The following is a 13,786-nucleotide window of genomic DNA, read 5'->3' as shown; positions in this document are numbered from 1 at the left end:
GGCGTCTGTGCTTGCCAGGCCGGTCGGGACCTGCACGTGCGAGCCCTCGTTGGCGTGGATCGACGGTACCCGCGCGGAACGTTCCGTGACCAATCCTCGACGAGACGTTGGTGCCGGTGTGACCACGATCACACGGGGTCTTGTCACGCCCCGGAGAGCCTCGCGGCGGCCTCGGCGATCCGCTCGTCGGAGGCCGTCAGGGCCACCCGCACGTGCTCGGCGTCGCCGTAGAACGCTCCCGGCGCGACGAGGATCCCGAGCCCGGCCAGGTCCGCGACGGTCGCCCAGCTGTCCTGGCCGCCGGACTCCGGGCGCACCCACAGGTACAGCCCGGCGTGCGAGCGGTCGACGGCGTAGCCCGCGCTCTCGAACGCCGCGCGCAGCACCCGCCGACGGCGGCCGTAGACCGCCCGCTGCGCGGCGACGTGCTCGTCGTCGGCCAGCGCCGCGGTCGTCGCGGCCTGCACCGGGCCGGGCACGATCATCCCCGCGTGCTTGCGGATCTCGAGCAGCCGGGACACCAGCGCCGGGTCGCCGGCGACGAAGGCCGCCCGGTAGCCCGCGAGGTTCGACTGCTTGGACAGCGAGTAGACCGCGAGCAGCCCCGTGAGGTCGCCGCCCGTGACCCTCGGGTCGAGGATGCTCGGCACCCCGGCCGACGCCCACGGCTCGTCCCAGGCCAGCTCGGCGTAGCACTCGTCGGAGGCGACGACGACAGGCTGTGACGACGAGCGCGCCGCGTCGACGACCGCGCGCAGCTGCTCGACGCCGAGCACCGAGCCGTCCGGGTTGCCGGGCGAGTTCAGCCACACGAGCCGCACGTCCGTGCTGCCGGCCAGCCGGGCGGCCGGGTCGTCCGTCGGCTCCGGGGTCGCGCCGGCGAGCCGGGCGCCCACGTCGTAGGTCGGGTAGGCCGCCGACGGGTGGAGCACGACGTCGCCCGCGCCGAGGCCCAGCAGCGACGGAAGGAACGCGACGAGCTCCTTGGAGCCGACGGTCGGCAGCACGGCCGCGGGGTCGAGGCCGCGGACCCCGCGCCGGCGGGCGAACCAGTCGACGACCGCCCTCCGCAGGGCGGGCGTGCCGTGCGTCGTCGGGTAGCCGGGCGCGTCAGCCGCGTCCGCCAGGGCCTGGCGGACCACCTCGGGGGTCGGGTCCACCGGGGTTCCGACGGAGAGGTCGACGATGCCGCCCGGGTACGCGCGGGCGCGGTCGGCGAACGGGGTCAGCGTGTCCCAGGGAAAGTCCGGCAGGGCGCCGGTCAGCAGGCCCATCGGGCGGGCGTCACTCGCCGTGCACGCGCAGCGGCAGCGTCGCGATGATCGGGTGGTCCTTGTCGATCTCACCCATCTTCGCGGCACCACCAGGCGAGCCGAGGTCGTCGAAGAACTCGACGTTCGCCTTGTAGTACTCGGTCCACTGCTCGGGGACGTCGTCCTCGTAGTAGATGGCCTCGACCGGGCAGACCGGCTCGCAGGCGCCGCAGTCGACGCACTCGTCCGGGTGGATGTACAGCGATCGCTTGCCCTCGTAGATGCAGTCCACGGGACATTCCTCGATGCACGCCTTGTCCTTGACGTCCACGCAAGGCTCGGCGATCACATACGTCACGGTCGGTCCTCCACAGGCCAGGGGTGCTCCTAGTATCGCTTACATGCTCAGGCCCGCGACGCGCTGTCCACGACGGGGACACCGATGACCGCGGACGGGTGGCGGGGCTGGTCGCCGGGCGACCGCGTCGTGGTGCGACGCCTGCGCGACGACCTGCCCGAGCCGCACCCCGACCATCCCGACCTGCACGTCGCCCGGCACACCGACGTGCTGGGCGAGGTGATCGAGGTCGACGACGACGGCGTGCTCGTGCGCACCCGACGGGGTGACGTGCGCGTGCCCGCTTCCGACATCGTGCTCAGCAAGGTGGTCCCCGCCGCGCCCGCCGACCGGCGTCACCGGCCGACGGACGCGTAGCTACGGCGTCGCCGGGGGCGGCGTGGCCGTGGGCGCCGGTCCGCAGATGATCTTGTTCTGCGGCTTGTAGCGCCACGAGTTCGACTCGGTCTTCTTCAGCTCGCCGTTCAGCGACGTCTTGCGCGTCACGGTCACCGAGAAGCCGGGGTTGCCGGCCGCCGAGGCCTCGCACGTCGGCGACTGCGAGTACACCGTCGTCGGCGCGACGACCCCCGACCGAGGGCTCGTGATCGACTCGACGGTCCAGTACTTGGTGCCCCAGACCCGGACGTACACCCGGCCCTCGGAGACCCACGCCTGCACGAGCGCGCCGTACGGCGTGTTGTTCTTCCACCGCATGTCGAGCGTGCCGGTGAAGATCGTCGCCTCGCGCCCCTCCGGGTACCGCGCGAACCACTCGCTGTGCGGGCGGTGCTCGATGTCCTCGAAGCCCGCCAGGAACCCGGCGTTGTACGTCGTGGTCGAGATCTGGCTCAGCCCGCCGCCCCAGGCGTCCGTGTGCTCGCCGGAGACGATCGCGCCGGCCTCGACGAAGCCGTGCGCCGCGTCGATGGGCCCGAGGGCGTCGGTCAGGCTGAACGTCTCGTCGGGCCGGATCAGCGTGCCGCTGATCTTGCTCGCCCCGTTCGTGATGTTCACCGTGCGTCGCGGCTCGCTGGTCAGCGGCGTGGAGAACTCCGAGACGATCTCCTTGACGCCCAGCGCCTCGAGCTCCGCGGTCGACTGCGCCGGGTCCGCCTCGACGAGCTCGACGTGCGCCGTCCGGTCGCCCGAGGTGGCCGCCGTGGCGACCGAGGTAGCCAGCGCGGCGGGGTCGAGCGACGTGCCCGGCGTTCCCGGGACGATCACCGGGGCGTCGTTGACGAACTCGAAGTGCGCGTCCGCGGAGGCGGTCAGCAGGTCCGGCAGCTGCGCCAGCACGGCGTCCGACAGACCCTGCCCGTTCATCTGGAGCACCAGGTTGCTGTCGGTCGGCACGTACGAGGCGTTCGCGGCGAGCGTCGCCGTGTCGAGCAGCGCGATCTGGTCCGCCACCACCACGGAGACCGGCGCCGACGTCACCTTCTGCGCCTCGACCAGCGCGGCGTCGGTCTCGTCCTGCGTGATGTCCGGCGCGACCGTCACGGTCGGCAGCTCGATCGGGCGTGCGGCGACGAGCCAGTCCTCGCTGAGCACGTCGGCGGCGCCGTCCTGGTCCAGGTCCCAGCCGTCCACCGCGTCCGTCGACTGCGCCGAGGCGTCGACGAACACGATCGTGCCGTCCACCGGCGCCAGCGCGAGGGAGGTGCCGAGGTCGCTCAGCGCGGCGGCCAGCGCCTCGTCGTCGACGGAGGTCACCGGCTCCTGCTCTCCGACACCCACGAGGTGCTTCCACAGCCGCATCGGCTCGACGAGCTCCACGCCGGTGAGCTGGTCGACCGTCGCCTGCGCGTCGAACGTCAGCCCGGCCGCGACCGGATCGATCGTCGCCTGCACGTCGTTGGCCACGACCTCGATGGGCTGAGTGGTCGCGTCCGCGAGCTCCTCGTCCAGCCGCGCGACCGCCTCGTCCGACGTCAGGCCGCCGATGTCGACGCCCGCCACCGTCGCGCCGCGCGGCACGCGGTCGGCCAGCCCGTACGACACCCCGACGTAGGCCGCGGCGAGCACGACCACGACGCCCAGCGCGATGAGGAGGCGCTTGGGCCAGCGCCGCTTGCCGTCCTCCGCCTCGAAGACGTCCAGTGGCGACTCCTTGCGCGCCGACGGCGGCACCGGTCCCGATGCGATGGGCGACTTCGTCGGTGTCGCCGAGGCGGCGGCCCCCGCCGCAGCCGCAGCGGCGACCGGACCGGCCGAGACGCGAGTCGGTGCGGCGGGCGGTGCGGCCGGCTGTGCCGCGGCGGATGCCGCCGAAGCGGCCGCGACCGGCGTCGTCACAGCGGCCGACGTTGCCTCGGCGGGCGTTGCCGCGGCCRGCGTGGTCGGCACCGTCGCGGTCGACGCGGTCGCCGATGACGGGATCGTGCGGGTGACCGGGGCGGCGAGCGTCCCGACCGGCGCCGGGGCACCGGGCGCCCCGGCGGCAGGCGTCGCGGCGGTGGACGCCCCGGTGGCGGATGCCGCGGTGGCCGCGGCGACCGGTGCGATCACCGCCGTGGCAGCGTCGCGACCGTCCGTCGGCGCGGCTGACGTCGGCTTGGAACCAGTCTCGGCGGCGGCCTCCGCCTCCGGCGCGTTGTTCGGCTCCAGGGCGGCACCGGGCGCGGCGCCGACGGACTCGGCCTCGGCCTCGGCCTCGGCGGACTCAGGCTCGTCGGGCTCGGCCTCGGCGGACTCGGCGCCAGCGGGTTCGACCTCGGTCGACTCCGTCGCGGCGGGATCGGCCGCCGAGGAGCTCTCCGCGTCGGTCTCGTCGGCGTCAGCGTGGTCGGCGCCGACGTTCGCCCCGGGCGCGCCCGGGGATGCAGCGGCGGCTGCGACGACAGCGGCGGCCGCGACCTTCGGGGCGGCGTCGTCGGCGGACTTCTCAGTCTCCGACGCACCGGCGACGACCTCGGGTTCGGGTGCCGCGTCGACCTGGCTCGCGGGCTCCGAGTCCGTGTCGCCGGCGGAGTCGACTGTCGTCGGGCCGTCACCCTCGGCGGCTGCGGACTCGGTGATCTCCTCGCGCGACGCGACGGGGTCGTCTGCCGCGTCGGTCTCGTCCGCCGCCTCGGCCGGCTCGTCCTCCGCGCTCGCGGTGTCGGCGCCGGACTCGGCGACGGGGTCGTCGGCGTCGGCCGGGGGCGCGACGGCGTCGACGGGTTCGCCGTCGAGGGCGTCCACCGGGGGATCGAGGCCCGCCTCCGGCTCGGCGTCGGCCTCCGGCTCGGCGTCGGCCTCCGGCTCGGAGTCAGCCTCCGGCTCGGCGTCGACCTCCGGCTCGGCGTCGGCCTCCGGCTCGGCGTCGGCCTCCGGCTCGGCGTCGGCCTCCGGCTCGGCGTCGGCCTCCGGCTCGGCGTCGGCCTCCGGCTCGGCGTCGACCTCCGGCTCGGCGTGTGTCTCGGCGCCGGGCGCGGCCGACGATCCGGACTCCAGGGCATCGGTCGCCGTGTCGTCGTCGACCGATGTGCTGGTCGACTCGTCAGCGCTGTCGGGCACGGAGACGTCCGTGGCGTCAGGACCTGCGGGAGTCCCGGCGCCGCCCCACACGGGCCAGACCGGGTCCGACGACTGACCACTGCCCGGCTCGGGCGGGCTCTGCCGCCCGTCGCCGCCGCGCTGTCCGGGCTCGTCGCCGTCGGTGCCGTTGCTCATCCTGCTCCCCCGCTGCTCCACGCGCGCACACGCGTCCGCGCGAGTCTACGTGCCCGGGCTAACCGATCCGGACGGAGACGCGGCGAGCGGGACGCGGTTCTCACCCGCCTGGCTGCCCTCGCGCTCAGGCACGGCGCCAGACGGATCAGCGGACCGGGCGCAGCCGTCCGCGCAGGTGCACCAGACCGCCGGCGCCGGCGGCGCCCTGCTCCGCCGCGAGGACGGAGCCGACGACGATGTCGTGGTCCCCCACGCGGTGGACGGAGGCCGTCCGGCAGTCGAACCACGCCGCGGCACCGTCGACCCAGACGGCGTCGGACACGGGTGCCGGACGGTGCGGGACGCGCGCGAGCTGGTCGATCGCCGGGCGCCCCGGGGACGCCAACCAGTCGGCGGTGTGACCCTGGTCGTCGGCGAGCACGCTCACCGACCAGGTGTCGACGTCGTCCAGCGCGTCGCGGAACCGGGCATCGGTGTGCACGCAGAACAGCAGCATCGGCGGCTCGAGCGAGACGGACGTGATCGCGCTGGCCGTCATGGCGTGCAGGGTGCCGCGCCAGCGGAGCGTGATGACGGCGACGCCCGCGGGGAGCCGGCCGACGGCCGAGCGGAAGGCGTCCGGGGACACCTCGGACGCGTCGGTCACGGGGTCGCGCCCGACCCGTCGCCCTCGAGCACCGGCGCCGCCTCCGGTMGCGGCTTGCGGGCGCGCGGGCGGTCGTCGAACAAGGCGCCGGGCAGGGCGCCCGCGAGGATCGTGACGACGATGGACCCGAGCACCCACCACCAGCCGATCGCCTGCCCGTCCGGCACCAGCACGTCGCCGCCGGGCCCCTCCTGCGTGAGGACCTGCACGGACACGACCAGCCCGATCGCGTAGCCGGCGAGCGCCACGAAACCACCCCAGGCGCGCGCCGTGATCGCGGCGGCGAACGCGAGCACGAGGCAGACGACGACGCCCCAGGGCTCGATGCTGCGGTGCATCACCGTGCCCAGGGCGCCCACGACCACCCCGAGGACGAGGGTCGCGACGGCCGTGCCGATCGCACCGGCGGTGAGGCGTTGCACGCGCGTCAGGCTACCGGGCGGACGCCGACCGGCCAGACAACGTCCTCGCCGGACCCGCCCGTCCCTCGCCGGTACCCCTCGACGGGCAGCAGCGGCGCGAGGACGCGGTTGCTCAGCGCGTAGCAGGCGACCAGCCCGGCGTCGTCGTCGATCGCCCGGATCGCCTGGACCTGGGTGACGTGGGCGCGCAGCGCGGTCAGGACGCGGTCCCGGACGGGCAGGACGTCGACCTCGAGCTCGACCTCGTCGTCGGGGACGGCGACGGACGGCAGCTCGGCGGCAGCGTCGGGCACCTCGAGCTCGTCGTACAGCGAGCCGAGCGCCGCGAGCACGGCGTCGCCGCGAAGAGCGCGCAGGCCACGCTGCAGCGCGAGGCGCCCCTGCACGGCCCAGAGCACGACCGGGACCGCGAAGGCGGGCGACGTGTCGTCGGGACGCGAGCCGGCGAACTCGACCGCCCACTGCGTGACCTCGTGCGTGCGGACGTGGTCGGGGTGCCCGTAGCCCCCGCCCGGCTCGTACGTCACGACGACGTCGGGGCGGCGCGCGCGGATGACGCGCGCGAGGCGCTCGGCGGCCTCCTCGAGCCCGACGCCGACGAACGCCCCCGCGGGGATCTCGTCGGGAAGCCCGGCACGGCCGGTTCCCACCCACTCCATGCCCGAGTCCTCGAACCGCTGGTCGACGGACCCGGGGATGGTGTCGAGATACCCGCGGTCTCGCACGCCCAGCGCCGCCAGCGCCTTGCCCAGCTCGTGGTCGCGGTGCTCGGCGAGCGCCGGCCCGTCCCCCTCGAGGTGGGCCAGGCGCTCGCCGATGACCTCGCCGCGCTCACCGCGCGTGCAGGTCACCACGGTGACGGGCCGACCGACGGCTGCCCAGGTGGCGAGCAGCGCGCCGGTCGCGAGCGTCTCGTCGTCGGGGTGCGCGTGCACCGCGACGAGGCCGCCGGAGGAACGAGTCACGCAGAGATCAGGCGCGCTTGGAGCGTGCCGTGATGCGCGCGCGCTCGGTCTGGTCGAGCACCACCTTGCGGATGCGCACCACGGTCGGCGTCACCTCGACGCACTCGTCCTCGCGGGCGAACTCCAGGGACTCCTCCAGCGTGAGGTTGCGCGGCGGGATGAGGTTCTCAAAGTTGTCGGCGGTGGCCGAGCGCATGTTGGTGAGCTTCTTCTCCTTGGTGATGTTCACGTCCATGTCCTCGTTGCGCGAGTTCTCACCGACGATCTGGCCCTCGTAGACCTCCTGCGTGGGCTGGACGAAGAACGAGCCGCGCTCCTGCAGGTTGATCATGGCGAACGGCGTGACCGGACCCGAGCGGTCGGCGACGAGCGAGCCGTTGATGCGCGTCTCGATCGGGCCGGCCCACGGCTCGTAGCCCTCGGAGATCGAGGACGCGATGCCCGTGCCGCGGGTGTCCGTGAGGAACCGCGTGCGGAAGCCGATGAGGCCACGCGCGGGGACCAGGAACTCCATGCGGACCCAGCCGGTGCCGTGGTTCGACATGGTCTCCATGCGGCCCTTGCGCTGCGCGAGCAGCTGCGTCACGGCGCCGAGGTACTCCTCGGGGACGTCGATGGTCATCCGCTCGACGGGCTCGTACGTCTTGCCGTCGACCTTCTTCGTGACGACCTGCGGCTTGCCGACGGTCAGCTCGAAGCCCTCGCGGCGCATCTGCTCGACCAGGATGGCCAGCGCGAGCTCGCCACGGCCCTGGACCTCCCACGCGTCGGGGCGCTCGGTGGGCAGGACGCGGAGCGAGACGTTGCCGACGAGCTCCTTGTCGAGACGGTCCTTGACCTGGCGGGCCGTGACCTTGTGGCCCTTGCCGCCGCGGCCGGCCAGCGGGGACGTGTTGATGCCGATGGTCATCGAGATCGCCGGGTCGTCGACCGTGATGAGCGGCAGCGGACGCGGGTCGTCGGGGTCCGTCAGGGTCTCGCCGATGGTGATGTTCTCGATGCCGGCGACGGCGACGATGTCGCCGGGGCCCGCGGAGTCCGTGCTGACGCGCTCGAGCGCCTTCGTCTCCAGCAGCTCGGTGATCTTCACGTTCGCCAGCGTGCCGTCGGCCTTGGCCCACGCGACGGTCTGACCCTTGCGGATCGTGCCGTTGAAGACGCGGAGGAGGGCCAGACGGCCGAGGAACGGGGACGCGTCGAGGTTGGTGACGTGCGCCTGCAGCGGCGCGCCCTCGGTGTAGGTGGGCGCGGGGATCCGCTCGAGGATGGTCTTGAACAGCGGCTCGAGGTTCTCCGAGTCCGGCAGGCCACCGTCGGCAGGCTGGTTCAGCGACGCGCGGCCGGCCTTTGCGGCGGCGAACACGACGGGCACGTCGAGGATCGCGTCGAGGTCCAGGTCCGGCACGTCCTCGTGCAGGTCGGACGCCAGGCCCAGCAGCAGGTCGGTGGCCTCGTGCACGACGTCGGTGATCCGCGCGTCGGGGCGGTCGGTCTTGTTGACGACCAGGATCACCGGGAGCTTGGCGACGAGCGCCTTGCGCAGCACGAAGCGCGTCTGCGGGAGCGGGCCCTCGCTCGCGTCGACCAGCAGGACGACGCCGTCGACCATCGACAGGCCGCGCTCGACCTCGCCACCGAAGTCGGCGTGGCCCGGGGTGTCGATGACGTTGATGGTGATGCCGCCGGGCTCGCCGATCTCCGCCGCCGCGGGACCCGTGTACCGGATCGCCGTGTTCTTGGCGAGGATCGTGATGCCCTTCTCGCGCTCCAGGTCGCCGGAGTCCATCGCGCGCTCGTCCACGTGGGCGTGGGAACCGAACGAGCCGGACTGCCACAGCATGGCGTCGACCAGCGTCGTCTTGCCGTGGTCGACGTGAGCGACGATGGCGACGTTGCGCAGGTCGTTGCGCACGCTGGTGCCGGGAGATGCGGCGAGCGCAGCCGGCGCAGACGTGGGCTCAGACATGGGGGAACTCATCTCAGAAGGTGGGGAGCGCGCCGGGTCGTCGGCCGCGCCGATCGATTCTACCCGCACACCTGTCCCGCGGGGTCAGATGGTGACCAGACGCACGTCGGCGACGCGCGCGCAATCCCTCAGCGGCTGGCGCGAGCTGTCCCTCAGCCGCTGACGCGGGCCCAGGACCACCACGACGTCAGGTCCGCGCGCCCGAGCTGGAGCGGGTCCACCTCGAGCGGCTCCGCGGTGCTGCCCGACGTCTCCGCCGCGGACGCCCGGGTAGCCACGACCACCGGCTGCCGCACGAGCGAGAGCACGGCGCCGCCGTCCTCGAGGCTCTGCGCGACCGGTGCCAGCTGCGCGTCGACGGACGTCGGGTCGACGCTCGTGGCGAGGGGGCCGAGCAGCGCGTCCGTGGCGGCGTCCGTCCAGCCCGTCACGTTCGTCGCGCCACCCGTTCCCCACCGGGACACCACGGAGTCGACGGGCAGGTCCGCCTGCGACACGGGCACCAGCGCCGCGTCCCAGGAGTCCGGTGCCCCCACCAGGTCGGGCCCGAGGCCGTCCACCACGTCGTACGGCTCGACCTGGAACCCGACGTCGGCAGCCGTCGCCGTGAGCAGCGTGAGCATCGCCGACCGCAGCGGGTCCGTCGCGTTGACCAGGACGCGCACGGCCACGGGCTCGGTGACGCCGGCGTCCGCCAGCAGACGGCGCGCACCCGCGATGTCGGCCGGCCCGCTGGGCGCCACGTCGCCGCCGGCCTCCGGGCCGACGGTCGGCAGCAGCGCCCCGGCGACGGTCGCCTCGGGCCACAGCGGCCGGACCACGTCGGAGACGATCGCGTCCCGCGGCACCGTCAGCAGGAACGCGCGGCGCACCGCCGAGGCGACCGCCGTGTCGCCGCCGTACGACGCCGGGTCGAACGCCCCGCCGCCCGCCGCCTGGAGCTGCAGCTGCAGCGTGCTGTCCCCGCCCGTGGTCACGTCCGCCCCGTCGACCTTCCCCAGCGCGTCGAGCACGTCCTTCGTGTCCGTCGGTGTGACCACGTCGACCGTGCCGGCGTCGAGCGCCGCGACCTCCGCCAGCGGGTCCAGGTCGCTGCGGACGACGACCCGGTCGTACGCCGCCTTGCCGGCGCCCTTGTACTTGTCGTTCCGCGCCAGCTCGACGCGTTCGCCGGGCACGATCAGGTCGATCACGTACGGACCGGTCGAGACGGCCTGGTCGACGTGCTGCGCGAGCGTGTCGGCGTCGAACCCGGTCCGCCACGCGGCGGAGATCGAGCTCAGCGCGGCCTTGTCCTGCTCGACGATGGCCTTCGTCACCGCCGCGGCCGCGGCCTCTGGGTCCTCGACGCCGAGCGCGGTCTGCCCCAGCACGTGCGCCGGCACCCCGACGTCGAGCGCCGTCGGCCAGTCCGCGACGGGCACGGCGTACGTCAACGTGAACGTGCGTCCGTCCGTCGTCGGCAGCTGCTCCGCGTGCACGAGGGCCGGCGACGCCGCCGCGAACGCGACCCCCGCGTCGAGGGCGTCGTTGTTGGTGATGCCGCCCTGCGGGTCGAGCTCCGGGGTGACGTCGTCCAGCTGGCCACTGCGCGCCGCCCACTCGAGGAGCAGGTCGTCCGTGGTGACCGGCACGCCGTCCGACCACGCTGCCGACCGGTCGATCGTGTACGTCACGGTCAGCGGCGCGTCGCTCACCTTCGCGACGGTGCCGAAGCCGTCGTCGGGCACGGCGGCGCCGTCCTCGTCGAGCGACACGAACCCGGCCTGCGCGAGCGAGCGCACCAGGGTGCTCCCGGGCGCGCGCCCCTCGGTCGTCCCGCCGTTCAGCGACGTGAACGGGGACCCGACGGCGACGACCACCGTGCTGGTCCGGCTCGGCTCGGGCGTCTCCGTGGTGCACGCCGCCAGGAGCGAGAGCGCCCCGACAGCTCCCGCCACGACCAGCCACCTACGCTGCACCACGACCCCCGCTCGCACCCGATCGGACCATCCGCCCATGCGGGCGATATCGGTCGATCACACCCGCACCTGAACCCTGTCGGACAACTCGTCCACAGGACGGGACGCCACGCGGTGGCCGCGGGACGGCTAGGACTTCTCGAGCAGGAGCGCCCGCAGCTCGCGCCGCTCGCGCTGCTTGTCCGGGTCGGGCAGGGGCACCGCGGCGATGAGCCGCTGCGTGTACGCCTGCTGCGGGTTGCGCAGGATCGCGTCGCGCGTGCCCTGCTCGACGATGACCCCGCGCCGCATGACCGCGATGCGGTCGGCCAGCACGTCGACGACCGCGAGGTCGTGGGTGACGAAGAGGCACGCGAACTTCAGGCGCGCCTGCAGGTCCTGCAGCAGCTCCAGCACGGTCGCCTGGACGGACACGTCGAGCGCGGACGTCGGCTCGTCGGCGACGAGCAGCTCGGGCGACAGCGAGATCGCGCGGGCGATGCCGACGCGCTGCTTCTGCCCGCCCGACAGCTCGTGCGGGTACCGGTTGCGGTAGCTGCGGGGCAGCTGCACCTGGTCGAGCAGCTCCTCGATCCGCTTCTGCAGCGCATCGCCCTTGGCCACGCCCGCCAGGTACATCGGCTCGCCGATGCTCTCGCCGACGGGGAGCCGCGGGTTCAGCGACGACGACGGGTCCTGGAACACCATGCCGACCTTGCGGCGCAGCGAGCGCAGCTTCTTCGCGTCCCGGACGGTGAGCTCGACGCCGGCCACGGTCAGGGTGCCCTCGACCACCGGCAGCAGGCCGACGGCCGCGCGCCCGATGGTCGTCTTGCCCGAGCCCGACTCGCCGACCAGCCCGACGACCTCGCCGGGACGGATGAGCAGGTTGGCGCCCTCGACGGCGCGGAAGGCGGGGATGCGACCCTGCTTCGGGTACTCGATCGCGACGTCGACCAGCTCGAGGATCGGGGCGGTGCCCTCGACCTCGGCCGCTCGTCGTGCGCGTTCCGACACCTCGAGCGCCTTCTTGTTGGCCGCCTCGCGCCGCGCCAGCTCGGCGGCGTCGACAGTGAGGACGTCCTCGTTGCCGGTGGCCGCGGCGAGAGCCGCCGTGAGGTCGATCTCCTCGCCCGACGAGTCGGCCGCGCCGAGGTGCGGGACCGCCGCCAGCAGCTCCTGCGTGTACGGGTGCTGCGGGTTGCTGAAGATCTCCCGGGCGGTGCCCGTCTCGACGATGAGCCCGCGCCGCATGACCGCGATGCGGTCCGAGAGGTCCGCCACCACGCCCATGTCGTGCGTGATGAGGATGACCGCCGAGTGCAGGTGGTCGCGCAGGTTGCGCATGAGGTCGAGGATCTCGGCCTGCACCGTGACGTCGAGCGCCGTGGTGGGCTCGTCGGCGATGAGCAGCACGGGGTCGTTGGACAGCGACTGCGCGATCATCGCGCGCTGCCGCTGGCCGCCCGAGAGCTGGTGGGGGTAGGAGTTGAAGGCCTTGAGCGGGTCGGGCAGCTCGACCATCGTGAGCAGCTCGAGCGCCCGGTCGCGGGCGTCCGACGGCGACATCATGTTGTGCAGCCGCAGGGCCTCGATGATCTGCGCACCGATCGTGTAGACCGGGTTCAGCGCCGTCATCGGCTCCTGGAAGATCATCGCGATGTCGTTGCCGCGGATCTCCCGGACCTTCGCCGACGACATGTCGCTCATCTCCTGGCCCATCAGCTTGATGCTGCCCGTGATGCGCGCGTTCTTGGGCAGCAGGCCGAGGAGTGCCATGGAGCTCACGGACTTGCCCGAGCCCGACTCGCCCACGATGGCGAGGACCTCGCCGGCGTGGACCTCGTAGCTCACGTCGATGGCGGCCGGGATCCACTTGCGGTCCACGGCGAAGTCGACGGACAGGTCGGTGACCTGGAGGACGGGTGCGTCCTGGGAGGTCGTATCGGTCATCGTGTGACTCCTGAGATCATGCGGGCATGCGTGCCGAAGGTGGCGACCTGTCGTACAGGCCGCGCAGCAGATATGTGTCGACGATCGCCGCCTGGGCGGTGATCGCGGGACTGACGGCAGCGCGGGGCTTCGAGGACGGGGCGACGGCCGTGCTGCGGGCGCTGCCGCTGGCGTTCGGCCTGGGTCTGCTGGCGTGGCTGGTCTTCTGGCGCCCGCGGGTCGACGTCGCGCACGAGGGCGTCACGCTGGTGAACCCGCTGCGCACCGTCCGGGTGCCGTGGGCCGCGCTCATCCACGTCGAGACGCAGTACTCGCTGACCCTGGTGACCCCGACCGGCCGCTATCGCGCCTGGGCGGCACCCGGGCCGGGCCGCCACCAGGTGGTGACCGCCGGCAACGAGGAGCTCTCCGGGATGTCCCGCATGGCCCGCGACTCCCGCGGAGCGGTCTCCATCGGCGACCTGCCCAGCGCGCCGTCCGGCCACGTCGCCTCGATCGTCCGCCGCCGCTGGGAGGAGCTCGTGGAGAACGAGCTGCTGCCCATCGGCGTCGCGGACGACACGCCCGTGGACCAGCACTGGAACGGAGCGGCGATCGCGCTGCTCGGTCTCGCGGTTGTCGGCGTCGCGGTCGTGGCTCTGACCTGA

General features: G+C 73.5%; 11 protein-coding genes. 2 read left to right on the top strand and 9 right to left on the bottom strand.

The genetic code is table 11. The features are described from left to right. Positions 1–143 precede the first annotated feature (143 nt). Both dapC and fdxA read right to left on the bottom strand, forming a co-directional pair. Entirely contained in the window at positions 144–1,274 is a 1,131-nt protein-coding gene (gene dapC, locus ACXJKA_RS00780) for a succinyldiaminopimelate transaminase (protein ID WP_456823251.1), read from the bottom strand. A 10-nt stretch (positions 1,275–1,284) separates the two neighbouring features. After that, positions 1,285–1,611, bottom strand: coding sequence for a ferredoxin (gene fdxA / locus ACXJKA_RS00775; protein WP_426594590.1), 327 nt, complete (start codon positions 1,609–1,611; stop codon positions 1,285–1,287). An 84-nt stretch (positions 1,612–1,695) separates the two neighbouring features. Here fdxA and ACXJKA_RS00770 point away from each other — a divergent pair, with 84 nt between their 5' ends. Then, positions 1,696–1,968, top strand: a complete 273-nt coding sequence (locus tag ACXJKA_RS00770; RefSeq protein ID WP_456823250.1) for a hypothetical protein — start codon at positions 1,696–1,698, stop codon at positions 1,966–1,968. On the opposite strand, the gene ACXJKA_RS00765 is transcribed toward ACXJKA_RS00770, so the two are convergent. The 7 genes from ACXJKA_RS00765 to ACXJKA_RS00735 all read right to left on the bottom strand — a co-directional run bounded on the left by ACXJKA_RS00765 (position 1,969) and on the right by ACXJKA_RS00735 (position 13,139). Next, positions 1,969–5,247, bottom strand: coding sequence for a VanW family protein (locus tag ACXJKA_RS00765; RefSeq protein ID WP_456823249.1), 3,279 nt, complete (start codon positions 5,245–5,247; stop codon positions 1,969–1,971). Between the two features lie 145 nt (positions 5,248–5,392). Next, on the bottom strand, positions 5,393–5,893 hold the full coding sequence (locus ACXJKA_RS00760) for a flavin reductase family protein (RefSeq protein ID WP_456823248.1): 501 nt from the start codon (positions 5,891–5,893) through the stop codon (positions 5,393–5,395). Further along, entirely contained in the window at positions 5,890–6,315 is a 426-nt protein-coding gene (locus tag ACXJKA_RS00755) for a hypothetical protein (RefSeq protein WP_456823247.1), read from the bottom strand. The genes ACXJKA_RS00760 and ACXJKA_RS00755 overlap by 4 nt, the downstream gene beginning before the upstream one ends. 5 nt (positions 6,316–6,320) lie before the next feature. Further along, positions 6,321–7,280: a PIG-L family deacetylase gene (locus tag ACXJKA_RS00750; RefSeq protein ID WP_456823246.1), complete on the bottom strand. Its 960-nt coding sequence runs from the start codon at positions 7,278–7,280 to the stop codon at positions 6,321–6,323. Positions 7,281–7,287: 7 nt separating this feature from the next. Further along, positions 7,288–9,246, bottom strand: a complete 1,959-nt coding sequence (gene typA, locus ACXJKA_RS00745; protein ID WP_456823245.1) for a translational GTPase TypA — start codon at positions 9,244–9,246, stop codon at positions 7,288–7,290. A 152-nt stretch (positions 9,247–9,398) separates the two neighbouring features. Further along, positions 9,399–11,186, bottom strand: a complete 1,788-nt coding sequence (locus tag ACXJKA_RS00740; protein WP_456823244.1) for an ABC transporter substrate-binding protein — start codon at positions 11,184–11,186, stop codon at positions 9,399–9,401. Between the two features lie 150 nt (positions 11,187–11,336). Continuing rightward, positions 11,337–13,139, bottom strand: a complete 1,803-nt coding sequence (locus ACXJKA_RS00735) for an ABC transporter ATP-binding protein (protein WP_456823243.1) — start codon at positions 13,137–13,139, stop codon at positions 11,337–11,339. Positions 13,140–13,165: 26 nt separating this feature from the next. On the opposite strand from ACXJKA_RS00735, the gene ACXJKA_RS00730 reads away from it, so the two are divergent. Continuing rightward, positions 13,166–13,786, top strand: a complete 621-nt coding sequence (locus tag ACXJKA_RS00730) for a PH domain-containing protein (RefSeq protein WP_456823242.1) — start codon at positions 13,166–13,168, stop codon at positions 13,784–13,786.

The organism is Cellulomonas sp. P5_E12, assembly GCF_054049315.1.
The sequence above is the reverse complement of the archived record's forward strand: the minus strand, read 5'-3'. Positions and strand labels throughout refer to the sequence as shown.